At 58.9% G+C, this 23,334-nt stretch carries 17 protein-coding genes; 14 read left to right on the plus strand and 3 right to left on the minus strand.

Features of this window, described 5'->3' with window-relative positions:
* The first annotated feature begins 350 nt into the window (after window positions 1-350).
* Both QZ409_RS11540 and QZ409_RS11545 read left to right on the plus strand, forming a co-directional pair.
* Window positions 351-1,985: an ABC transporter permease subunit gene (locus QZ409_RS11540; protein WP_296711121.1), complete on the plus strand. Its 1,635-nt coding sequence runs from the start codon at window positions 351-353 to the stop codon at window positions 1,983-1,985.
* A gap of 21 nt (window positions 1,986-2,006) precedes the next feature.
* Window positions 2,007-3,326, plus strand: a complete 1,320-nt coding sequence (locus QZ409_RS11545) for a nitrate/sulfonate/bicarbonate ABC transporter ATP-binding protein (RefSeq protein ID WP_296711031.1) — start codon at window positions 2,007-2,009, stop codon at window positions 3,324-3,326.
* A gap of 9 nt (window positions 3,327-3,335) precedes the next feature.
* Here QZ409_RS11545 and mutS read toward each other — a convergent pair whose 3' ends face one another.
* Complete coding sequence (gene mutS, locus QZ409_RS11550) at window positions 3,336-5,990, minus strand: DNA mismatch repair protein MutS (protein ID WP_296711123.1); 2,655 nt, start codon at window positions 5,988-5,990, stop codon at window positions 3,336-3,338.
* A 334-nt stretch (window positions 5,991-6,324) separates the two neighbouring features.
* Between mutS and QZ409_RS11555 the strand changes: the two genes are divergently transcribed.
* The 6 genes from QZ409_RS11555 to QZ409_RS11580 all read left to right on the plus strand — a co-directional run bounded on the left by QZ409_RS11555 (window position 6,325) and on the right by QZ409_RS11580 (window position 15,551).
* Window positions 6,325-8,610 carry an NADP-dependent malic enzyme gene (locus QZ409_RS11555; protein WP_296711036.1) on the plus strand — a complete coding sequence of 762 codons (2,286 nt, stop codon included), beginning with the start codon at window positions 6,325-6,327 and terminating at the stop codon, window positions 8,608-8,610.
* A 91-nt stretch (window positions 8,611-8,701) separates the two neighbouring features.
* Entirely contained in the window at window positions 8,702-9,943 is a 1,242-nt protein-coding gene (locus QZ409_RS11560) for an argininosuccinate synthase (protein WP_296711039.1), read from the plus strand.
* 98 nt (window positions 9,944-10,041) lie between these two features.
* Entirely contained in the window at window positions 10,042-11,376 is a 1,335-nt protein-coding gene (locus QZ409_RS11565) for a TAXI family TRAP transporter solute-binding subunit (protein WP_296711043.1), read from the plus strand.
* Between the two features lie 294 nt (window positions 11,377-11,670).
* Window positions 11,671-13,491 carry a translational GTPase TypA gene (gene typA, locus QZ409_RS11570; protein ID WP_296711044.1) on the plus strand — a complete coding sequence of 607 codons (1,821 nt, stop codon included), beginning with the start codon at window positions 11,671-11,673 and terminating at the stop codon, window positions 13,489-13,491.
* A gap of 71 nt (window positions 13,492-13,562) precedes the next feature.
* Window positions 13,563-14,879 (plus strand): ActS/PrrB/RegB family redox-sensitive histidine kinase, encoded by a 1,317-nt coding sequence (locus tag QZ409_RS11575; RefSeq protein WP_296711047.1) that lies wholly within the window; start codon window positions 13,563-13,565, stop codon window positions 14,877-14,879.
* An 81-nt stretch (window positions 14,880-14,960) separates the two neighbouring features.
* Window positions 14,961-15,551 (plus strand): ActR/PrrA/RegA family redox response regulator transcription factor, encoded by a 591-nt coding sequence (locus QZ409_RS11580; RefSeq protein WP_296711050.1) that lies wholly within the window; start codon window positions 14,961-14,963, stop codon window positions 15,549-15,551.
* A 1-nt stretch (window position 15,552) separates the two neighbouring features.
* Here QZ409_RS11580 and hemJ read toward each other — a convergent pair whose 3' ends face one another.
* Both hemJ and hemE read right to left on the minus strand, forming a co-directional pair.
* The gene (hemJ, locus tag QZ409_RS11585) at window positions 15,553-15,972 is read right to left on the minus strand and encodes a protoporphyrinogen oxidase HemJ (protein WP_296711052.1); all 420 of its coding nucleotides are present in this window, start codon (window positions 15,970-15,972) and stop codon (window positions 15,553-15,555) included.
* 1 nt (window position 15,973) lies between these two features.
* Window positions 15,974-17,038: a uroporphyrinogen decarboxylase gene (gene hemE, locus QZ409_RS11590; RefSeq protein WP_296711055.1), complete on the minus strand. Its 1,065-nt coding sequence runs from the start codon at window positions 17,036-17,038 to the stop codon at window positions 15,974-15,976.
* A 415-nt stretch (window positions 17,039-17,453) separates the two neighbouring features.
* Here hemE and QZ409_RS11595 point away from each other — a divergent pair, with 415 nt between their 5' ends.
* The 6 genes from QZ409_RS11595 to cobU all read left to right on the plus strand — a co-directional run bounded on the left by QZ409_RS11595 (window position 17,454) and on the right by cobU (window position 23,302).
* Entirely contained in the window at window positions 17,454-18,287 is an 834-nt protein-coding gene (locus QZ409_RS11595) for a pyruvate, water dikinase regulatory protein (protein WP_296711057.1), read from the plus strand.
* Window positions 18,288-18,303: 16 nt separating this feature from the next.
* Entirely contained in the window at window positions 18,304-19,158 is an 855-nt protein-coding gene (locus QZ409_RS11600; protein ID WP_296711060.1) for a shikimate dehydrogenase, read from the plus strand.
* The gene (gene coaE, locus QZ409_RS11605) at window positions 19,155-19,745 is read left to right on the plus strand and encodes a dephospho-CoA kinase (protein WP_296711065.1); all 591 of its coding nucleotides are present in this window, start codon (window positions 19,155-19,157) and stop codon (window positions 19,743-19,745) included. The genes QZ409_RS11600 and coaE overlap by 4 nt, the downstream gene beginning before the upstream one ends.
* Before the next feature lie 36 nt (window positions 19,746-19,781).
* The gene (gene dnaQ / locus QZ409_RS11610) at window positions 19,782-20,471 is read left to right on the plus strand and encodes a DNA polymerase III subunit epsilon (RefSeq protein WP_296711071.1); all 690 of its coding nucleotides are present in this window, start codon (window positions 19,782-19,784) and stop codon (window positions 20,469-20,471) included.
* Window positions 20,472-21,260: 789 nt separating this feature from the next.
* A complete protein-coding gene (dnaA, locus tag QZ409_RS11615) occupies window positions 21,261-22,730 on the plus strand; it encodes a chromosomal replication initiator protein DnaA (RefSeq protein ID WP_296711074.1) in 1,470 nt (489 codons plus the stop codon).
* 35 nt (window positions 22,731-22,765) lie between these two features.
* Window positions 22,766-23,302, plus strand: coding sequence for a bifunctional adenosylcobinamide kinase/adenosylcobinamide-phosphate guanylyltransferase (gene cobU, locus QZ409_RS11620; RefSeq protein ID WP_296711079.1), 537 nt, complete (start codon window positions 22,766-22,768; stop codon window positions 23,300-23,302).
* Window positions 23,303-23,334 lie beyond the last annotated feature (32 nt).

Consider the following 23,334-nt stretch of genomic DNA (forward strand, 5'->3'; position numbering starts at 1 on the left):
TGTGGCTTGGCAAGAACATTTATCGAACATGGCTTTGGCCCGCCGCACGCGCGGCAAACCATTGAACTGCTTGTTTTAATTAATTTTTCTTGACGATAACCGTGTGACTGATGGAGGACGTCTGAAGACTCGCGCCGAAGGGCAAAAATGTCACAGTTTTGTCATTCACATTGGGGTAACGAATAAATGCGGCGAGTTCGTCTCCTCCGTTTCAAGCCTGTTGTTTCCGATCGAGCGCACAAGGAACAGCGCCAGTGAAAAATCCCGCGCCGCCGACTGGCCTGGGCCGCGCCCTGGCCCCCAATCTCTTCGACCTCGCAGCCCTTGCGCTCGTCGCCGGCGCGCTGGTCATGATTGTCCACGGCGCCAGCCAGACCGACGTTCCGCTGACCTTGCTGGATGCGACGCCGATCAGCCTCGACCCCGCCAATCTGCCTGAATATGCGCTTCGGACGACCCTGCGCATGCTGGCGGCGATGGTCGCGTCGCTTGTCTTCACCTTCATTTACGCCACGCTCGCAGCGAAAAGCCGACGGGCGGAAATGGTGCTGATTCCCATTCTCGACATCCTTCAATCAGTGCCGATTCTCGGATTTCTGACCTTCACGGTCGTCTTTTTCATGAATTTGTTCCCGGGACGGGTGTTGGGCGCGGAGCTGGCTTCTGTTTTCGCCATTTTCACCAGCCAGGCCTGGAACATGACCTTCAGCATGTACCAGTCGTTGCGCAACGTGCCGAAAGACCTCGACGAGGCCTCGAAAAGCTTTCACCTCTCCTGGTGGCGCCGGTTCTGGCGGCTGGACGTGCCCTTCGCCATGCCCGGTCTGGTATGGAACGCGATGATGTCCATGTCGGGCGGCTGGTTCTTCGTTGTCGCCTCGGAAGCGATCACCGTCGGGGACACCACCGTGACCCTGCCCGGCGTCGGCGCCTATGTGGCCACCGCGATCAAGGACCAGAATCTTCCGGCGGTAGGCTATGCCGTGCTCACCATGCTCGCGGTCATCATCATTTACGACCAGCTGCTGTTCCGGCCAATTGTCGCCTGGGCCGACAAGTTTCGCTTCGAGCAAACCGCCTCGGCCGAAGCGCCAAGCTCCTGGCTGCTCGATCTCTTTCGTCAGACCCGCTTCCTGCGGGCTTTCGCCGGGGCCGTTTCCGACGTCGTCGAATCGACGACGCGCATTCGCCTGCCCGCGCCCAACCTGTCAAAGCTGAAATTTCAGCTGAACGTCCCGGCGCGTCTTGTCGACGCCATCTGGATCACGGTCATCTTTGGCGGCGCCCTCCTGATCGGCTGGCGTGTGGTCGCATATGTCTTCGCCACCCTGAACTGGTCCGACGTGCTGACCGCCTTCACCGACGGCTTCTACACCCTGATCCGCGTCGTGGTGCTCATCGCCCTGGCCACGCTGATCTGGGTTCCCATCGGCGTCTGGATCGGGCTGCGTCCGTCGATCGCGGAAAAGGTTCAGCCGCTCGCCCAGTTCCTTGCGGCCTTTCCGGCTAATATCCTGTTCCCCGCCGCCGTCGTGCTGATCATCCATTTCCAGCTGAACCCGAATATCTGGCTCAGTCCGCTGATGATCCTTGGCACGCAATGGTACATTCTGTTCAATGTCGTCGCCGGCGCCAGCGCCTTTCCGGGCGACCTGAAGGAAGCCGCGCAAAGTTTCCACCTCACGGGGTGGAAATGGTGGCGCTTCGTCATTCTTCCGGGCGTATTTCCCTATTATATAACGGGGGCGATCACGGCGTCGGGCGGCTCCTGGAACGCCGCCATCGTCGCCGAAGTGGCGAGTTGGGGCGACCAGAAGCTGACCGCGGTGGGTCTCGGCTCCTATATCGCCAACGCGACCGAGGCAGGCGACTTCCACCGCGTCGTTCTCGGCATCGTGGTGATGTGTATTTTTGTCACCTTGTTCAATCGCTTGCTTTGGCGTCCGCTTTACGGCTTCGCTGAAAGCCGCCTTCGCCTCGGTTAAATGGATCTATCGGAGATCGCCATGCTCGATGTCGTCAATGCCGGACCCGAATCCGCTCTGATCGATCTGAAAAGCGTCAATCGCAGTTTCGCCAAGGCGAACGGCGACGAACTCGTCGTGCTCGAAAAGGTCGATCTGACGATCAAATCGGGCGAGATTGTCGGACTGCTCGGACGCTCCGGCTCCGGCAAATCCACCTTGCTTCGCATCATCGCGGGACTGGTGAAGCCGTCGTCAGGCCAAGCCGCCTGCCGCGGCAAGCCGATCGACGGACCGCCGCGCGGCATCGCGATGGTGTTCCAGTCCTTCGCGCTTTTCCCGTGGCTCACCGTGCTGGAAAATGTCGAGCTCGGCCTCGACGCGCTCGGCGTCGCGAAGGCGGAACAGCGCAAGCGCGCCCTCGCCGCGATCGATCTGATCGGTCTCGACGGTTTCGAATCCGCCTATCCAAAGGAATTGTCCGGCGGCATGCGCCAACGCGTCGGATTCGCGCGCGCGCTTGTCGTCCATCCCGATCTTCTCCTGATGGACGAGCCCTTCTCTGCGCTCGACGTCCTGACTGCGGAAACGCTGCGCACCGACATCATCGACCTTTGGGTCGAAGGCCGTCTACCGATGGAATCGGTCTTGATGGTCACGCATAACATCGAAGAAGCGGTCCTGATGTGCGACCGCATCCTCGTCTTTTCGTCCAACCCCGGCCGGATCGCTTCCGAGATCAAGGTCGAGCTGCCGCATCCGCGCAATCGTCTCAATCCACAGTTCCGGGCGCTCGTCGATAGCATTTACGCCCGCATGACGCAGCGGGCCGAGCCGCGCCCCTCGTCCGTGGACGGCATCCCGGGCACGGGAGTCGGCATGGTCCTACACCCCATTTCGACCAATGTTCTCGCGGGTCTGATCGAAGCCGTCGCAGCCGAGCCCTTTTATGGACGAGCCGATCTGCCGGTGCTCGCCGACAAGCTCCAGATGGAAGCTGACGAATTGTTCCATATCGCGGAAGCGATCCAGCTGCTGCGTTTCGGCATGCTCAGCGAGGGCGACTTTCTGCTCTCGGACGCCGGCCGCGCCTTCGCCGACCTCGACACAGACGAACGCAAGAGGCTGTTTTCCCAGCACCTCATCAATTACGTACCGATCATCAGCCTGATCCGGCGCGTTCTTGACGAGCGCCCCAGCCATTCGGCGCCAGCCGCGCGCTTCCGCAATGAGCTGGAGGATTATATGTCGGAAGACTACGCGGAAGAGACCTTGGATACTGTCGTTTCCTGGGCGCGTTACGCCGAGCTTTTCGCCTATGACGAAATGTCGGAAATGTTCAGCCTCGAAAACCCGAATTGACGCCGCCGCTCAGGCGCTGGCGGCTTTCTTGAGCGCGTAGAGCGCCTCCAGCGCCTCTCGCGGAGTCATTTCGTCCGGACTGAGCGCGTCGAGCGCCGAGCGAAGCCTATCCGGCGCCGCAGGCTGTAGCGCAGGGGAATCGAGGCCGGCGAACAGGGGCAAATCGGCGACCAGCCTTTCGACCGGGCCATGGCGATCCGTCTTTTCCAGCTCCGCCAGAATATTCCGGGCGCGTTCGACCACCGATTTCGGAAGCCCCGCCAATTTGGCGACCTGAACGCCATAGGACCGATCCGCCGCGCCGCGGGCGACTTCGTGCAAGAAGACGACGTCTCCATTCCAGTCCGTGACGCGCATGCAGAGATTGACCAGGCGCGGCAGGCGCTGGCCCAGATGGGTCAATTCATGGAAATGCGTCGCGAAAAGCGCCCGGGCGCGATTGGACTCATGAAGATGCTCCATTACCGCCCATGCGATGGAAAGGCCGTCGTAGGTTGCGGTGCCGCGGCCGATCTCATCGAGGATGACCAAAGAGTTTTGGGTCGCCTGATTGAGAATTGCGGCGGTTTCGACCATTTCCACCATGAAGGTCGAGCGGCCGCGCGCCAGATCGTCGGAGGCGCCGACACGGGAAAAGAGCCGATCCACGACCCCGATTTTCGCCTCCCTGGCCGGAACGAAGGAGCCGATCTGCGCGAGTACGACGATCAAGGCGTTCTGGCGGAGAAAGGTCGATTTGCCCGCCATGTTGGGGCCGGTGACGACGGCGACCTTGCCGCCCGACGCGGCGGACTTCCTGCGGGCGATTCCGCTCAGATCGCAATCATTGGGCACGAAGGCTTCCCCCCGCGCGCGCAGTGCGGCCTCGACAACGGGATGGCGGCCGCCCATGATTTCGAAATCGAGGCTCTCATCGACCCGGGGCCGCACCCAGTCCGCGTCCACGGCGATTTCCGCGAGCGCCGCGATCGCGTCGACGGCGGCAAGCGCCTTGGCCGCCGTCTCGATCTCGGCGGAATTGCGCTGCGCCTGCGCCGCGAAGCGCTCGAAAATTCCCTTTTCGATCGCGAGCGCCTCATCCGCCGCGCTGGCGATTCGTCCTTCCAGCTCCGCCAGTTCATTGGTCGAAAAACGCATGGCGCCCGCCATGGTCTGGCGATGAATGAATGTCGCGTTGAACGGCGCGCGCAAAAGCTTTTCGCCCTGCGCCTGCGAGACCTCGATGAAATAGCCGAGAAAATTATTGTGCTTGATTTTCAGCTGTTTGGTTTCGGCCAGATCGCAATAGCGGCCCTGCAAGGCCGCGACGACGCGCCGGCTTTCGTCGCGAAGGCCGCGCGTCTCGTCAAGCGCCGAACTATATCCGCCGCGAATGAAATGACCGTCCCGCCGGTCAAGCGGCAATTCATCCGCCAGCGCCGCGCCAAGATCCTCGGCCAGAGCCAGATCGACTTGGGACAGGAAAGCCGCCGCGCCCGCAAGCAATTCTGGCGGCGTTTCCACCAGTAGGCGCCTGCCGCAATCGCGCGCAGCAAGATAGCCATCGCGCAAAGCCGCGAGATCGCGCGGGCCGCCGCGATCCAGAGCCAGCCGGCCAAGCGCGCGCATCATGTCGGGAACCCCCTTCAACCGCTCCCTCGTGTCTTTCCGCAACAGCGGATCTGCGGCGAAAAACCCGACGGCGTCCTGACGGGCGATAATCTTCGCGCAATCGCACAGGGGCGCCGCGATCCAGTCGGAGAGGAGACGCGCCCCGGCCGGCGTCGTCGTGCGATCGAGAACAGAGAGCAGGGAACCCGACCGCTGACCGCCGAGCGTTCGGCTGAGTTCCAGATTCGCCCGCGTCGAGGCGTCGATCTGCAGGCAGGCTCTGGTTTCGGCGCGTACAGGATAGGACAGACGGGGGCGCGCGGAAAACTGGGTCCGCTCGACATAGGCGACCGCAGCGGCGGCGGCGTTGATCTCGGCTTGCGACAGGGGCCCAAAGCCGTCGAGGGTCGAAACGCCGAAATATTCCTTGAGTCGGCGTTCGGCGAGCGCGCCTCCGCCCGCCGAACGATCCGAAGGCGCCAATGCCGCCCCGAAATCCTGTAATAGGCGCTTGAGCCCCTCGTCGCCAAGGATCGCGTCGGACGCGACGATTTCCCGGGGATCCAGCCGCGCAATCAGCGCGGGAAGCCCCGGATAGTCCGTCTCGAACACTTCGAAGGCGCCAGTCGAGATATCCACGGCCGCGACCCCGAACAGCCATTCCGCATCATTGAGACGCTGACGGACCAGCGACGCGAAGAGATTCGCCCGGCCGGGCTCGAGCAATTGGTCCTCGGTCAGGGTGCCCGGCGTCACCAGTCGGACGACCGCCCGGCGGACCACCGATTTGCCCCCGCGCTTGCGCGCCTCGGCGGGATCCTCGATCTGCTCGCAGACGGCGACGCGATGTCCCGCGGTGATCAGCCGCTGCAAATAATCCTCCGACCTTTCGATCGGCACGCCGCACATCGGAATGTCTTCGCCGAGATGCTTGCCCCGTTTGGTCAGTACGATGCCCAGAGTCCGAGAGGCGAGTTCGGCGTCCTCGAAAAACAACTCATAGAAATCGCCCATCCGGTAAAACAGAAGGCAATCGGGGTTTGCAGCCTTGATTTCAAGGAATTGCGCCATCATCGGCGTGACCCGCTCGACGGCCTCCCGGCCGCCCTTGCCGGTCGCGCCTTCGCGGGCCCCCGCTCCGCGCGTCAGCGCCGCCTCGGCGGCAACCTGTCCTTCATCAACACTCATGCCGTCCTCGACGCTTTCCCGCACGCGAAGCTAACAAAGGCGCGCGCGCGCCGCACCTCGATTAGCCCTACCGGCCCGGACTTTCCCAAAGAGAATTCTCGATGCCGCTCCCATAGAGGAAATTTGACCAAAAAAACGCCTATGCCGAAAGGATTGCTTGGCATCCCGGGCGCGGCGCCGCTAAGTTCGCCGCTCTTTCAGCGCCGACCAGAGTTAACGAATGTCCGAGACAAAGCCGAGCCGCGGGAAGCGGCCGACCTTCACCGAGCAGGAAGCGTTGCTGTTTCACTCCCGGGGCAGGCCCGGAAAGTTCCAGATTTCGCCGACCAAGCCAATGGCGACGGCGCGCGATCTTTCGCTCGCCTATTCCCCCGGCGTCGCCGTGCCGGTTCTTGCGATCGCGGAAGACCCGTCGAAGGCTTATGATTATACGACCAAGGGCAATCTGGTCGCGGTCATTACCAATGGTACGGCCATTCTCGGGCTTGGAAATCTGGGCGCCCTCGCCTCCAAGCCAGTGATGGAAGGCAAATCCGTCCTGTTCAAGCGCTTTGCGGACGTCGATTCGATCGACCTGGAAATCGGGACGGAAGATCCGGACGAATTCATCAATGCCGTTCGTTTCCTCGGCCCGACTTTCGGCGGCATCAATCTCGAAGACATCAAGGCGCCGGAATGTTTCATCATTGAGGCCCGCCTGCGGGAATTGATGGACATTCCCGTGTTTCACGACGACCAGCACGGCACCGCGATCATCGCCGCCGCCGGCATGATCAACGCCATGCACCTGACCGGCCGCGACATCAAGAAGACCAAGCTGGTCTGCAATGGCGCGGGCGCGGCCGGCATCGCCTGTCTCGACCTGATCAAGGCCATCGGCTTCGCGCCTGAAAACGTCACCCTGTGCGACACCAAGGGCGTGGTCTACCGGGGCCGGACCGCTGGCATGAACCAGTGGAAATCAGCCCATGCCGTGGTGACCGAAAATCGCACGCTCGAACAAGCCATGGCTGGGGCCGACATCTTTTTCGGTCTCTCCGCCAAGGGCGCCCTGACCCCGGACATGGTCAAGTCCATGGCGCCGAACCCGATCATCTTCGCGATGGCCAATCCAGATCCGGAAATCACGCCCGAAGACGCCCATTCCGTGCGTCCCGACGCCATCGTCGCGACCGGCCGGTCGGATTATCCGAACCAGGTCAATAATGTGCTCGGATTTCCCTACATCTTCCGGGGCGCGCTGGATGTCCGCGCGCGAACCATCAATATGGAGATGAAGATCGCCGCCGTCGAAGCGCTGGCCCAGCTTGCGCGCGAGGACGTGCCGGACGACGTGGCGCGCGCCTATCAGGGCGCGAGGCCGCGCTTTGGCCGCGACTATCTCATTCCGGCGCCTTTCGACCCCCGCCTGATCTCGATCGTTCCTCCGGCGGTCGCCCAGGCGGCGATGGACACGGGCGTCGCGCAAAAACCGATCATCGACATGGGCGCCTATCGCGCCGAGCTTTCCGCGCGTCGCGACCCGGTCGCAGGCATGATGCAGGGCATCATGGATCGCATCAAGCGCAACCCGAAGCGGGTGGTCTTCGCGGAAGGCGAGGAAGAGCAGGTCATTCGCGCCGCGACGACTTTCGTCAACCAGGGGCTAGGCACCGCCATCCTCGTCGGCCGTGAGGAACGAATCGCCGAAGTCGCCGAGAAAACCGGCATCGAACTCGATGAAAAGCTGATTGAAATCCATAACGCACGGATTTCCCAGCGCAACGCCGCCTATGCGCAAATGCTCTACGAGCGCTTGCAACGCAAAGGCTTCCTGATGCGCGACTGCCAGCGCATCATCAACAATGACCGCAACCATTTCGCGGCGACGATGGTCGCCTCGGGCGACGCGGACGCGATGGTCACGGGCGTCACCCGCAATTTCTCGATCGCTCTGGAAGAAGTTCAGCGCGTGATCGATTCCAAGCCCGGGCACAGGCTGATCGGCGTCTCGCTGGTGCTCGCGCGCGGCCGTCCGGTCATCGTCGCGGATACGGCGATCACCGAGCTGCCGGAAGCCGACGAAATTGCGGATATCGCGGTCGAGGCCGCCGGTTTCGCGCGGCGCCTCGGCTATGAGCCGCGAGTCGCCTTGCTCGCCTTTTCGAATTTTGGCCATCCGCCGGGCGAGCGTTCGACGCGCGTCAAGGAAGCAGTCCGCATCCTTGACCACCGTCGCGTCGATTTCGAATATGATGGCGAAATGGCGGCGGACGTCGCCTTGAACAAGGAAGCCATGGCGCTTTATCCCTTCTGCCGCCTCACGGACACGGCCAATGTGCTGATCATGCCCGCTTTTCACGCCGCCTCCATCTCCACCAAGATGCTACAGGAACTTGGCGGCGCCACCGTGATCGGGCCGATGCTCGTCGGTTTCGACAAGTCCGTTCAGATCGTTCAGCTCGGCGGCAAGGATTCAGACATCGTCAACATGGCGGCGCTCGCCGCTTTCAACGCCGAACCCTGATTTATCGGCGATCGCGACGCGCGATGGCGGGCTTGCGCCCGCCGTCGGCGCGCCTATAGTCGCGCCAAATTTTCTACCCGGATCGAAATTCATGTCCAAGCCCAGCAAAGAAATCAAAAAGGTCGTCCTCGCCTATTCCGGCGGCCTGGATACGTCCATCATCCTGAAATGGCTGCAAACCACCTATGGATGTGAAGTCGTCACCTTCACCGCCGATCTCGGCCAGGGCGAAGAACTTGAGCCGGCCCGCGCGAAGGCGGAGCTTCTCGGCATCAAGCCCGAAAACATCTTCATCGAGGATTTGCGCGAGGAATTCGTCCGGGACTACGTCTTCCCGATGTTCCGGGCCAATGCGCAATATGAAGGCCTCTACTTGCTCGGCACTTCCATCGCCCGGCCACTGATCTCCAAGAAGCAGATCGAGATCGCCCGACAGGTCGGCGCGGACGCCGTCTGCCACGGCGCGACCGGCAAGGGCAACGACCAGGTGAGGTTCGAGCTTTCCTATTACGCGCTTGAGCCCGACATCAAGGTCATCGCGCCGTGGCGCGAGTGGGATCTGACATCGCGCACGGCCCTGATCGAATTCGCCGAGAAACACCAGATTCCGATCGCCAAGGACAAGCGCGGCGATTCGCCCTTTTCGACCGACGCGAATCTTCTGCACACCTCATCCGAGGGCAAGGTGCTCGAAGATCCCGCGCAGGAGACGCCCGATTACGTCTATTCCCGCACCGTGGATCCCGAAAACGCGCCCGACAAGCCGACCTATATCACCATTGATTTTGAAAAGGGCGATCCTGTCGCCATCGACGGCGAGGCGCTCTCGCCAGCGCGACTGCTGACGAAACTGAACGATCTGGGCCGCGAGAACGGCATCGGCCGTCTCGATCTGGTCGAAAACCGCTTCGTCGGCATGAAATCGCGCGGCATGTACGAAACGCCCGGCGGCACGATCCTCTATTTCGCCCATCGCGGCATTGAATCGATCACGCTCGACCGCGGCGCCGCGCATCTCAAAGACGAATTGATGCCGAAATATGCCGAGTTGATTTACAACGGCTTCTGGTTCGCGCCAGAGCGCGAACTGCTGCAGGGCCTGATCGACAAGAGCCAGGACAAGGTCACGGGCCGTGTCCGGCTGAAGCTCTACAAGGGCAACGCCACCGTCGTTGGACGCGAAAGCCCCTATTCGCTCTATGATCAGGAGCTGGTGACCTTCGAGGAAGGCGCCGTCGCCTATGACCACCGCGACGCCGCGGGCTTCATCAAGCTCAACGCCCTTCGCCTGCGGACTCTGGCGAAACGCGAACGCAAAACGGCGAAAATCTGATTTTGACGGGTCGGCGCCAAGTTGGGCCGGCCCGCGCCGCAAATTTGACGCGACTTGCTGATCTTCTTCGGTAGAAGAATTTTCACGCTGGCGGGGCAATGCGGCGCATTTATTCCTTGATCCTGGCCTCGGGCGCCGCCCTTGTCGCCCTGGCCACTATCGGGATTTACTTCTACGAGAAGCCGACGTCGCTGCGCGTCGCGGTTTCGCGTGGAAGTGAATTTCAAAAACTGCTCACGACCCTGAATCAGCAATTCGTCCACACCCATTCGGATATCAGGCTGAAGCTCGTTCCAACATCCGACGAGCGCGCCTCGGCTAAGGCGATCGAAGCGGGCTCAGCCGATCTTGCCGTCGTCCGTTCGGACATTTCCATGCCGACCAATGCGCAGACGGCATTGATCCTGGCGCATGTTTCCGCGGTCGTCGTCGCTCCGCCTGGCGTCCCCTTCGCAAACTTCTCCGAATTGAACGGCAAGCGGATCGCCGTTGTCGAAACAGAGCATTCCGGCGACGCGAACCGCCATCTGCTGGCGACCATTGAATCGCAATATTCCCTTGGGCCGGAAGCGATCAGGAAATCCGTCGTCAGCCTCAGCGAATTGCCAAGATTGTTACGATCCGGCGAAATCGACGCCGTTTTCGCGGTCGGGCTTTTCGACGCACCGCATATTTCCGAGATCGTCAGCACCGTTTCAAAGGAAGGGCCCGTTGCAGGAGCGCCAATCTTCATCCCGATCCGGGAAGCAAAGGCGATCGCCGAGAAATTCCCGGGTCTTGAGGAAAATGAAATCCTGCGCGGCGCGTTTGGCGGCTCGCCCTCGCGGCCAGCGGAAAATATCGAAACGATCGGCGCCACCGTGCGTCTCGTCGCCGAAAATGATTTAGACAATGCTACGGTTGGCGAGGTCACTCGATTGATCCTGGCCTATCGCGGGGTCGCCGCCGCGACGACCGCTGTCGCCAACCATATCGAGGCGCCAAGCACGGACAAGGGCGAGGTTCTGCCCACCCATCCCGGCGCCGCCGCCTTTTTCGACGGTGAGGAAGAAAGCTTTTTCGAGAAATACAGCGACCTCATCTACATCAGCGCAATGGTTGGGAGCGTCCTGATTTCGGGATTAGCGACGCTGGCCAGCCGAATGGCGGTCACGGGATATGCGCGGTTCGATCGCCTGATGGAAGATGCATTGACGATCTTGAAGGCGGGCCGCGAAGCCGCCGATCTGGAGACTCTCTCAAAACTGGAGATCCAGATCGACGAGATTCTGACGCAATCGCTCGCCGCCGGAGAAATGCCCAAGCTTGACGGACATCAGCTCGCCGCGCTGACGCTTGCGGTCCAGCAAGCGCGTCTGGCGATCTCCGAACGCCGATCGGAATTGACGCTTCGTCCGTCTAGTCCGCCCAGTAATATTCTCTCCCTGCGATGATTGAAAAATTTTCGATCGGATACCGCGTGCATCGCGGGTTTCCAATCTGTCCATTTTCCGGTAGAGCAGGCGCAAACTTGTAAAAGCTTGCGCGATTTACGCTCACAGCAGTGTCATCGTCCCGTAATTCTTTACCGGGCCGGAACCGAAAATTCGGTGACGTCTTTCCTGTCGCGCATGCGAAACGGGCGGCTCTTCCCAGGTCCTGGCCCAGGTCCACGGGGATGGCTCCTGTTCATCTTATCAACGCTTGCCCTTGCCCTTGGCCGGGGCCGGCCCAATAGCCAGGCTCCCATGAAACTGCGAAACATTGCGATCATCGCCCACGTCGATCACGGCAAGACCACGCTCGTCGATCAATTGCTCCGCCAGTCGGGCGCTTTCCGCGACAACCAGCGCGTCGCCGAACGCGTGATGGACTCCAATGACCTCGAGCGGGAGCGCGGCATCACCATCCTCGCCAAGGCGACCTCGATCGTCTGGAAGAACACGCGGATCAACATCGTCGACACCCCCGGCCACGCCGATTTCGGCGGCGAGGTCGAACGCATCCTGTCGATGGTCGATGGCGCCATCGTACTCGTCGACGCCGCCGAAGGACCCATGCCCCAGACGAAATTCGTCGTCGGCAAGGCGCTCAAGATCGGCCTGAAGCCCATCGTCGCGATCAACAAGGTGGACAAGTCCGACGCCCGTCCCTCTGAAGTCATTAATGAGGTCTTCGACCTGTTCGCGGCGCTGGACGCCGACGACGAGCAGCTCGACTTCCCAATCCTTTATGGTTCTTCGAAGCAGGGCTGGATGGCTGACAGCCCTGACAAGCCGACGGAGGACATGGCGACCCTGTTCGATCTCGTCCTCGATCACGTCCCGGAGCCCAAGGTCGAGGAGGGTAATTTCCGCATGCTCGGCACCTTGCTCGAATCGAACCCCTATCTCGGCCGCATCGTCACCGGCCGTGTCTTCGCCGGTTCGATCAAGCCTAATCAGGCGGTGAAGGTCCTCGACCGCAAGGGCAATGTCGTCGAACAGGGACGCGTCTCGAAAATCCTTGCATTCCGCGGCATCGAGCGCCAGCCGATCGAAGAAGCCGAGGCGGGCGACATCATCGCCATCGCGGGTCTTGAGAAGTTTAACGTCGCCGACACATTGTGCGCGCCCGACGTCGCCGAGCCCTTGCAGGCCCAGCCCATCGATCCGCCGACCCTGTCCATGACCTTCCTGGTCAATGATTCTCCGCTCGCAGGCACCGAGGGCGACAAGGTCACCAGCCGCGTCATCCGCGACCGCCTCTATAAGGAGGCCGAAGGCAATGTCGCGCTGAAGATCGAGGATTCCCCCGGATCCGATTCCTATATCGTCTCCGGCCGTGGCGAATTGCAGCTCGCAATTCTGATCGAGACCATGCGCCGTGAAGGTTTCGAACTCGGCATTTCCAGACCCCGCGTGGTCTTCCAGAAGGCCGAGGACGGCTCTCGGCTTGAGCCGATCGAGGAAGTGGTCGTCGACGTCGACGAAGAATATTCCGGCGTCGTCGTGCAGAAAATGTCGGAACGCAAGGCCGACATGATCGAGATGAGGCCGTCCGGCGGCAATCGTCTACGTCTGGTGTTCCATGCCCCGACGCGCGGCCTGATCGGCTATCAGGGCGAGTTGCTGACGGATACGCGCGGCACCGCGATCATGAACCGCCTGTTTCATGAATATTCGCCCTATAAGGGCGACATCCAGGGCCGTCGCAACGGCGTTCTGATGTCGAATGACTCCGGCGAAGCGGTCGCCTATGCGATGTGGAACCTCGAAGATCGCGGTCCGATGATGATCGAGCCCGGCTGGAAGGTTTATCAAGGCATGATCGTCGGTCAGCACACCCGCGAAAACGACCTCGAAGTGAACGTGCTCAAGGGCAAGAAACTCACCAATGTTCGCGCCGCCGGCAAGGATGAAGCGGTCAAGCTGACGCCTCCAATCCGGATGACCCTTGAAAAGGCCCTCGCCTATATCGAGGACGATGAACTGGTCGAAGTCACGCCCAAGTCCATTCGTCTGCGCAAGGCGATCCTCGATCCCAACGACCGCAAGCGCGCGGTACGGTCCAAGGAACAAGTGGTCTGAGTTAATCCTTTGCGCGGAAGCCCCGGACCCGGCGCGGATCGGGGCTTCCGTTCATCAAGGTCGCGGTTCCGATGGAGACAAGACCCTTTTCCCTGACTTTCGGCTCGGAGGGTCGTCACCTCCGGATCGAGACCCTGACGCGGCTGCGCTGGCTCGCCATTTTCGGTCAGCTTGCGACTGTCTTGTTCGTGGCCCACGGTCTGCAATTTTCGGCCCCGGTCGCCTTGTGCCTGGCCGTTATCGCAACATCCGCCGTCCTGAACGTCCTTGTCGAGATTTTTGTCCCGAAAAATCTTCGACTTGAAGAGCAGCCTGCCACCGCGCTTCTGGCCTTCGATGTGTTGCAGCTCTCCGCTCTGCTTTACCTCGCTGGCGGTATTGAAAATCCTTTCGCGATCCTTCTGCTGGCTCCGGTAACAATCGCGGCCGTTTCCCTTCGTTCGAGCCAGATTCTGATCATTGCTGCGCTGGTTGTCCTTTCTGCCAGTTTCCTGACCGCCTTCCATTGGCCGCTGCCCTGGTATCGCACGGAAACCTTCGAGCTTGCGCCGCTTTATCGTCTCGCGCTCTGGAGCGCGCTTCTGGTCGCGACGACCTTCATTTGCCTTTATGCGGCGCGGGTCGCAGGCGAAAAGAGAGATCTGCAACTGGCGCTTTCCACGGCCGAAATCGTTCTCGAGCGGCAAAATCATCTATCCAGGCTCGATGGTCTTGCCGCCGCGGCGGCTCACGAGCTGGGAACGCCGCTGGCGACGATCGCGCTGGTCAGCCGGGAGCTAAGCAAAGCCAAGCTGCCCGCCGAATTTTCAGAAGATATCGAATTATTGACTCAGGAGGCGCAACGTTGCCGCGCGATCCTGGGCCAGCTTTCGTCCCTCGCGGACGAGAGGCAACCTCCGCTGGATCATATTCGTTTGCGGCATCTGCTGGAGAATATCGCCGCGCCGTTCCGGCAATATCCCGTGGAAATCGAAATCAGCCTCCAGGGCGAAGGGGACGAGCCGATCGTCCTCAATGACGCCGCCTTGACCTATGGCGTTGGCAATTTTTTCGAAAACGCCGTCGATTTCGCCAAGGAAAAGGTCCTTTTGTCGGCCACGTGGACGAGCAAGGACGTCACCATCGATATCCGTGACGATGGCCCCGGTTTTCCCAACGAAATCCTCAACCAGATCGGCGAGCCCTATCTGAGAGCCCGAGCGGCGCGGCGCCTGAAATCCGAAAACAGTGCCGGACTGGGCCTGGGCATTTTCATCTCCAAGACCCTGCTGGAGCGAACGGGTGCTGCCATGCGCTTCTCCAATCTCGACAGCGGCGGCGCTTCGGTCCAGATGATATGGAATCGGACACGCCTGGAAAATAGAACCGGCGCCGCTGATCGCTCGTGACGATCCGGAACAAAATTGGACAAACGAGCGATAAATTCGCTTAATTTGCTGCAAATGGTCCGAACAAGAATGAGACTTGCCATGGATGAGTCGTCTGAAAACCAGGAAGCCTCGGCATTGAATGAGGCCCTGCTTCTGTTCGAGAAAGACAAGACTCTCCTGATTCTCGATGATGACAAGCCCTTTTTGAACCGCCTCGCCAAGGCGATGACGGCGCGAGGCTTTATCGTCTCGACTGCGGAATCGGTCGCGGAGGCGCTCGCCAGATTGCGGGAATTCCCTCCGGCTTTCGCAATCATCGACATGCGCCTGACCGACGGCAACGGCATAGACGTGATCACCGAACTCAAGACTCGGCGTCCCGAGGCTCGCGGAATCATCCTGACGGGCTATGGAAATATTTCGTCCGCCGTCATCGCGATCAAACTCGGCGCATTCGATTATCTGGCCAAGCCCGCCGACGCCGACGAAATTTTCCTTGCGCTCATGAAGTCGAGCGACTCGCCAGTAGGAACAGCTCCTGAAAACCCGATGTCGGCGGAACGTGTGCGCTGGGAGCACATCCAGCGGATCTATGAGCTTTGCGAGCGAAATGTCTCCGAGACCGCCCGTCGCCTCAACATGCACCGGCGTACCTTGCAGAGAATTCTCGCCAAGAGAGCGCCGCGCTAGCTCACGGCTTCAGAATGACAAGGCCGACGATCAGCAACATGAGGACAGTCGGAATTTCATTGATGAGACGGTAAAACTTATTGGAGTGAATATTATTATCGAAATTGAATTTACCTTGTAAATTCAATAGATAAAAATGAAATATTGTCATTAATATAACAAATATTAATTTTATCTTGAACCAATTATCTGAATAAAATCCAGATTGTACTGCGATAATTAGGCCAGAAATCCAACTCATGACCATCGCCGGCGTCATGATCGCATAGGATAATCTTTTTTCCATCACTTTAAACGTTTCAGACTGAACAGATTTAAGTTCGGCGTCCGAATGATAGACAAAAAGTCGAGGAAGATAGAGCAGCCCGGCCATCCATGAGATGATCGAAACGACATGCAGCGCTTTGATCCAAAGATACATTTCAGCCCTCGAATGACCGAACCTGCTCGACCAGCGCCGCGACATGATCGATCGGGGTCTCCGGCAAAATCCCGTGGCCGAGATTGAAGATGTGGCGGCGGCCCCGATAAGCCGTGAGAAGGGCGTCGACAGCCTCGATCTGGGCTTGTCCGCCGGCCAGCAGCGCGAGCGGATCGAGATGGCCCTGCACCACCACCTGTTCGGGAATGGCCTTCACGGCCCAATTCGGATCGACGGCCGTGTCGAGGCCAATAGCTTGCGCGCCGGTCTGGCGAATGAAATCCGGCAGATGGGTCGTGGCGCCGCGCGGAAAGGCAATGATGCGCGCCGCAGGATGGCTGGCGCGGACGCCGGAAATGATGCGGGCGATCGGCGCGAGGCTCCAGCGCTGAAATTCGGAGGGCGGCAAAATCCCGGCCCAGGAATCGAAAATCTGGACCGCTTCGACGCCTGCCCGGATCTGTTCGCTCAGATAGGCGATCGAGGCATCGACCAATTTATCGATGAGCAATTGAAACGCGGCTGGATTTCGATAAGCGAAGAGTCGAGCGGGCGCCTGATCCGGCGTGCCGCGTCCAGCGATCATATAGCTTGCGACGGTCCAGGGAGCGCCACAGAAGCCGATGAAGGCCGTTTCGGGAGGCAGCTGGGGCTTGACCCGGTCGATAGTCTCGAAAACGGCGGATAGCCGATCGAGAGACAATTCGGGAAGCCGTTCTATGTCTTCGGTGGACGTCAATGGATTGAGACGAGGTCCTTCGCCAGCCTCGAAAGTCACCAACTGGCCCAAGGCGTCAGGTATGACTAAAATATCGCTGAAAAGAATGGCGGCGTCGAAACCGAAGCGCCGAATTGGCTGAAGCGTCGCTTCAGCGGCCAGAGCGGGCGAATAGCAGAAATCCAGAAAGTTTTTCGCGGTAGCGCGCAGTTCGCGATATTCGGGCAGGTATCGCCCAGCTTGGCGCATCAGCCAGATCGGTGGCGTCTTAAGCTGCTGTCCATCGAGAATGGACAAAAAGGCTTTGTCTGTCTTGCTTGGGAGGCCGCTGGCTACCGGGGAGGTCACGGAATAATCCTATATCTTTCTAGAATCTCTTTTTTTGTTATTAGGCGAGGGAATAGCCTTATTCACGACCGCACACAATGGATCCCCAGCGGGCCAGAATTTTTCAGGCGGAATTCAGGCGCGACAAGGTTTCGCGTTAAGCCTTTTTTAACGATAATTTCTCTGCCTCCTTAGGGAGACCACGGGGCGTTCGGCTGGAGTTATACCCGTAATTCCCATTATTTCGGACAGGGGTAGGGATTTTTGACGACAGGCTGACGCCGGTTAATAAATTCTAAAGGAATGGCGTCGTCGGAAGGCGGCCTACGGCTTTTTAGTCGCTTTTGAACGGATATTCACAGGCTTTAACAAGCCTTGCCTGCGACGGAGGGTCGGATTACGGATTGTGTCTCGTTGATAACGACCCAGGCGCGCCGTGACCCGAAACTATTTTCACCTCCATCTGGTCTCCGATTCGACCGGCGAGACGCTGATCGCCGTAAGCCGGGCCGCCGCTGCGCAATACCAGGGGATTGCGTCGATCGAACATATTTATCCGTTGATCCGCAATCACGAGCAGTTGGAGCGAGTCATAGCCGGAATTCAGTCCTCGCCGGGGATCGTGCTTTTCACCCTGGTGGATTCCGAACTTGCCGAAAGGCTCGAAAAGGCCTGTGCGGACGCTGGTTCGCCGGCGCTTTCCGTCCTTGCTCCAATCTTGGGGCTTTTTCAGTCCTATCTCGGTCCGGCCTCGGCCCCGCGACCGGGCGCCCAACATGTGTTGAACTCTGAATATTTCAAACGCATTGAAGCTTTGAATTACACCATGATGCATGACGATGGCCAGATGGCGGAAGATCTGGAAAGCGCCGACGTCGTTCTGCTTGGAGTCAGCCGCACTTCTAAAACTCCGACGAGTATTTATTTGGCGAATCGTGGCGTAAAAACCGCGAATATTCCGCTCGTTCCCGGAGTGCCGCTGCCATCCGTGATGGAAAACGTGCGAAAACCGCTGGTCATCGGCCTTTTCGCCTCGCCCGAGCGGATCGTGCAAATTCGGCAGAACAGGCTTCTGGCGCTCAACGCGACCCAGGACTCTTCCTATGTCGACAGGTCTTCGGTCGCTGACGAGATCAGTCGATCGCGGAGGCTTTTTTCGGAACGCGGTTGGCCGACAATCGACGTATCCCGGCGCTCGATCGAAGAAACAGCAGCGGCGATCATGGATCTCTACCGCGTTCATTCAATGAAATTCATAGCCAACTCTTGAAGCAACGGGGATTGCTATGAGCGCGAAAAGAGCTTTTGTCATCGGATATCCGATAAAACATAGCAGATCGCCCCTCATTCATAATTATTGGCTGTCGAAATACGATATCCCGGGCTCCTATGAGAAATTGGAAGTCCCGCCTGATCGGCTCGACGCGTTTCTGTCCGAAATGGACCGTGCCGGCTATTGCGGCGGCAATGTCACCTTGCCCTATAAAGAGCGGGTTTTTGCGGCATGCGCGACGGTCACGGAAATGGCGCGCCGGATTGGCGCTGTGAACACGCTTTGGCGCGAGGGCGACCGTCTCTGCGGCGATAACACGGACGTCGGCGGATTTCTGGCCAATCTGGCCGCCGAATCGCCGGATTGGAATGTCGATTGCGACAGGGCCGCGGTTATTGGCGCCGGCGGCGCGGCCCGGGCTATTCTGGTCGGTCTGGCGAGCCGCGGGATTCCCGAAGTCAAATTATTGAATCGATCGTCCGATCGGATGCTGAAATTGGCGGAAGAAGCGGAAAGTTGGGGTTTTCGCCGCATCAGGACCCAATTGTTGAATGACGATCGCGGAGCGCTCGACGGCGAGGCTCTGCTGGTCAATACAACATCCTTGGGGATGACCGGACAACCGAAGCTTTCAATCAATCTCGATGGATTGCGGCAGACGGCCGTCGTTAGCGACATTGTTTATTCGCCGCTTGAAACGGATCTGCTGGCCGATGCAAGACGACGGGGTCATCGGATATCGTCCGGCCTGGGAATGCTATTGCATCAGGCGGCGCCGGGATTTGAACGCTGGTTCGGGGTTCGACCCGAAGTGACGCCGGAGCTGCGCAATCTGATCATCGACGACTTGCAGCAGGCGCATTCATGATTGTGCTGGGGCTAACTGGCTCTATCGGGATGGGTAAATCCACCACGGCCGAGCTGTTTCGCGAACAGGGCATTGCGGTTTTCGATGCCGATCAATCTGTGCACGAGCTCTATCACAGCGGCGCTTTTGAGGCCGTAAGCGCGCGCTTTCCCAAAGCCGTCCGCGATGGCGCGATCCAAAGAGACATTCTTGGCCGCCTCGTGCTGAACGATCCTGACGCCATGGCGGATTTGGAGCGGATCATCCATCCGCTGGTCGTTTCCGCCCGGACCGATTTTCTACGCCGGGAGCAAGAAAAAGGCTCAGCTCTGGTCGTGGTCGACATTCCCCTTTTATTTGAAACGAAGGCGTGGCGCGATGTGGACGCGGTTGTCGTCGTCTCCGCTTCGTTCGATGAACAAAGGCGCCGCGTTCTGTCGCGCCCGACGATGAATGAGGAAAAATTTTCTGCCATCTTGCATCGCCAACTCCCTGACGCGGAAAAGCGTAGACGGTCGCATTTCACGATAAAGTCGGATGACGGAATTGAGTCGGCGAGACGGCAGACGCATCTGTTGATTGCTTCTCTTCGGCAGACAGATCGATAAAATCGAAGGTTCTTATCACAGGATGGTCAGAACGGCATGACACGAGAGATCATTTTGGACACGGAAACCACGGGGCTAGACGCCCAGGGTGGGGACAGAATAATTGAAATTGCAGCAGTTGAGCTCATCAACGGCTCCATGACGACGAATAGTTTTCATTGTTACATTAATCCGGAAAGAGACATTCCCGATTCAGCCTTCCGAGTTCATGGCATATCTTTTGATATGGTCGCTGATAAGCCGATATTTGCGGGAATCGTCGACCAATTCATCGATTTCGTCGGCGACGACCCGATCGTCGCCCATAATGCGGAATTCGACCTGAAGTTCATTAATTGCGAATTGCAGAAAATCGGCCGTCCGCCAATCTCGGGCGAGAGGGTCATCGACACTTTGGCTCTCGCGCGGAAAAAACATCCCGGGGCGTCGAATTCTCTGGATGCGCTTTGCACGCGCTATGGCGTCGACCGGAGCCGCCGAGTCAAACATGGCGCGCTCATCGACGCCGAGATTCTTGCCGAGGTCTATATTGAACTCCGCGGCGGCCGCCAGACCTCCTTGTCCTTGCAGGTTCGAAAAGAGATCCGAAAAACCGTGTTCACGGGCGCCATGACGGAGAGACCGCGCCCATTGCCGTCCGGCGTGACGGAGCGCGGCGTGCTGAGCCATTTGACCCTGGTCGAGAGCCTGGGCGCGAACCCAATTTGGCGACGTTATCGCGAATGATGGCGAAGGTTCGGCAAAGCGGTGCAACTTTGGCGGCCGTGGAAACCGAACGATAAAAATTTATGACAGTTTCCGGGCCGGTCAGAGAAGCTTTAAAAAAAACAAAAGGTTATTTGCAAAGCCGTCGCAACGCCGCCTCAGCGCGATCTTGACAAGCCGTAGCATTTGGTCCGAATCGCGAATTTGATAATGGTTTTTTTCGGGTGGATTTTGCATCGCATGCACAGCTTTGCTCGGACTCGCCTTGTTCTCAAGCGAAACGCGTTTTCCGTGGCCGCGGGCTCGGCGAGAGGTCGATTTGGAATCATGAATCTGGCGCTGGAGGCATTGCCTAGCTCGGACGCCCTGTGTATGGTTTCCTGGCTGTCACGGAAAACTTGATGTCGAAAGCATAATAAATGATCTGGCATAAAGTATAACTGGATCTGAGATAGCAAATAATGAAATAAGCGTTATTAGTATTAAGTAATAATGGAATCTATATTCAGTGATGGATGTAGATATTCTATCATCTTATTACGCGACACGCAGGAAATCGACCGGAATGGGGGGCGTGATGATATTTCAGATTCAACTTTTCGTCAGTGTGACACTCCCAGCGCGTTATAACTGCAGTTAGGCGCCTCAAAGAATGGTGACCATTATTCTTGATCGAGCAGCGCCTCCGGGTCGCTTGATGTTCGGTTAGAATCAATATCACTTCGCTCATTCAATACATCCAGCCATATCGGACGTCGCGTCTTTCGCACCAGCGCGAAAGGGCGAATCTTTGCCTGAAGAAGAGAAAAAATGTCGAAGGCCCAAATTCAGACGAACATCCCCGAAGAGCGGAATGCCAAGCCAACGTCAGAAATTTGGGTTAGATTTTGCGCCCGCTTTAAATCGGAGGTCGGCGACGCCGTCTATTCCTCTTGGTTCAAATGCCTTGAGCTTGATGAGGTCGTGAACGGCGTCGCCTATCTGTCGGTCCCGACCAAATTCCTGAAGAGCTGGATTCACGCCCATTATCTCGAAAAATTGCGCGCTATCGTGGTCCAGGAAGTTCCTGACGTTCGCGATATTGTCCTGAACCTGAGGGCGGCGGCGCGGAACGCTACGCGCGCCGCAAGCGAGCGTCAGGCTCTCGAAGGCGCCCGTGCGGGAGCTGGGCAGGAAAATTCAACCGGCGATGCGCGACCGGATGGGTTGAGTGCTGTTCGCAGGGGCGTCGAAGGGATCGAGGGCTCCAGTCTCGATCGTCGGCTTAATTTCGCGAATTTCCTGGTGGGTCCTTCGAACCAGCTGGCTTATGCGGCGGCGCAACAGGTCGCGACCATTAATCCGGGCGTGGGCGCCATGTTCAACCCGCTCTACATCTTTTCAAACGTGGGACTTGGAAAAACTCATTTAATCCAGGCGATCGGACATGCTGGCTTGGAAGCGGGCCGCAGGGTGATCTACCTGACCGCCGAGAAGTTCATGTATGGCTTCGTGTCGGCGCTGAAATCCCAAAATTCAATAGGCTTTAAGGAAAAGTTGCGGTCAATCGATCTGCTGGTGATCGATGACGTTCAGTTCCTACAGGGGAAGACCATCCAGCATGAATTCTGCCATACGCTGAACGCGCTGATTGATTCCGGCAAGCAGGTCGTCATCGCCGGCGATCGGGCGCCGAACGAGTTGGAAAATCTTGACGAGCGCGTGCGGTCGCGCTTTTCGGGCGGCCTCTGCGTCGAAATGCAGGCTCTCGACGAAGGCTTGCGGATGCGCATTCTGGAAGCGCGGATCGAAAATGCGCGCACGGCACAACCCGGATTTGAGGTCACAAACGCCGTCGTGGCGATGGTGGCGCGTTCCATTGACACCAATGGCCGCGACCTTGATGGCGCCGTCAATCGCCTACTTGCCCATACGATTCTCGCGGGCGCCTCCTTGACAATTGAGGCCGCTGAAGCGGCGATCCGCGACCTGATACGGGTCCGCGAACCCAAGCGCGTCAAGATCGAGGATATTCAGAAACTTGTGGCGACGCATTTTAATGTCAGCCGCGCCGATATCCTCTCGTCACGGCGCACGGCGAATGTTGTGCGTCCCCGACAAATTGCGATGTATCTGGCCAAGACCATGACCCTGCGATCCTTGCCCGAGATCGGCCGTCGTTTTGGCGGTCGCGATCACACAACCGTCCTGCATGCCGTGCGCAAAATCGAGGATTTGGTTTCGAAGGATTCCGGCCTTAATCAGGAACTGGAACTGTTGAAGCGCCTGCTGAGCGACTGAAACGTCCGGATAATCGCGTCATAGAGTTGCGCTCAATGGCTGAGACCACCATCGAAGGGCGAACGCATCTGGTGCTCGGCGGCGCAAGATCCGGCAAAACGGCCTATGGCTTGAAGCTGGCAAGCGATTCCCACCTCGAAAAATGCATGGTCGCCACCGCTGAAGCCTTTGATCCGGAAATGAAACAACGGATTGCACTTCATCGCGCGGAGCGTGACGAAGCCTGGCGGGTCTGGGAAGAGCCCATCGATCTTGCCGCTGTCCTCGATGAGATTGCTAGACCCGATCGCATTGTTGTGGTCGATTGCCTGACGATTTGGCTGTCCAATTTGCTTCTGAAAGAAATGGATCATGCGAGCGAAGTGGCGAGACTCGCTGCTTGGGTCAGAGAAAAGCCATTTCCGCTGGTCTTCATTTCGAATGAGCTGGGAATGGGTCTGGTTCCCGAGACATCGCTCGGTCGTGCGTTCCGGGACAGTCATGGGCGCATGAATCAAACTCTGGCGGCCGCTTGCGATCAAGTCACCTTCGTCGCCGCCGGATTGCCCCTGGTACTGAAATCTAAAGACTGACCCAATCCTCTCGGCGTCCGAACGTATCTGGC

The sequence above is a fragment of the Rhodoblastus sp. genome (assembly GCF_019449565.1).
Lineage (GTDB): Bacteria > Pseudomonadota > Alphaproteobacteria > Rhizobiales > Beijerinckiaceae > Rhodoblastus.

Coding starts and splice junctions, on each gene's coding strand:
- dnaQ (WP_296711071.1), top strand. CDS start 19,782: ATGACACGAGAGATCATTTTGGACACGGAAACCACGGGGCTAGACGCC.
- mutS (WP_296711123.1), bottom strand. CDS start 5,990: ATGATGGCGCAATTCCTTGAAATCAAGGCTGCAAACCCCGATTGCCTT.
- QZ409_RS11555 (WP_296711036.1), top strand. CDS start 6,325: ATGTCCGAGACAAAGCCGAGCCGCGGGAAGCGGCCGACCTTCACCGAG.
- coaE (WP_296711065.1), top strand. CDS start 19,155: ATGATTGTGCTGGGGCTAACTGGCTCTATCGGGATGGGTAAATCCACC.
- QZ409_RS11575 (WP_296711047.1), top strand. CDS start 13,563: ATGGAGACAAGACCCTTTTCCCTGACTTTCGGCTCGGAGGGTCGTCAC.
- QZ409_RS11540 (WP_296711121.1), top strand. CDS start 351: ATGATTGTCCACGGCGCCAGCCAGACCGACGTTCCGCTGACCTTGCTG.
- dnaA (WP_296711074.1), top strand. CDS start 21,261: ATGTCGAAGGCCCAAATTCAGACGAACATCCCCGAAGAGCGGAATGCC.
- typA (WP_296711044.1), top strand. CDS start 11,671: ATGAAACTGCGAAACATTGCGATCATCGCCCACGTCGATCACGGCAAG.
- hemJ (WP_296711052.1), bottom strand. CDS start 15,972: ATGTATCTTTGGATCAAAGCGCTGCATGTCGTTTCGATCATCTCATGG.
- QZ409_RS11545 (WP_296711031.1), top strand. CDS start 2,007: ATGCTCGATGTCGTCAATGCCGGACCCGAATCCGCTCTGATCGATCTG.
- QZ409_RS11565 (WP_296711043.1), top strand. CDS start 10,042: ATGCGGCGCATTTATTCCTTGATCCTGGCCTCGGGCGCCGCCCTTGTC.
- cobU (WP_296711079.1), top strand. CDS start 22,766: ATGGCTGAGACCACCATCGAAGGGCGAACGCATCTGGTGCTCGGCGGC.
- QZ409_RS11600 (WP_296711060.1), top strand. CDS start 18,304: ATGAGCGCGAAAAGAGCTTTTGTCATCGGATATCCGATAAAACATAGC.
- QZ409_RS11580 (WP_296711050.1), top strand. CDS start 14,961: ATGGATGAGTCGTCTGAAAACCAGGAAGCCTCGGCATTGAATGAGGCC.
- QZ409_RS11560 (WP_296711039.1), top strand. CDS start 8,702: ATGTCCAAGCCCAGCAAAGAAATCAAAAAGGTCGTCCTCGCCTATTCC.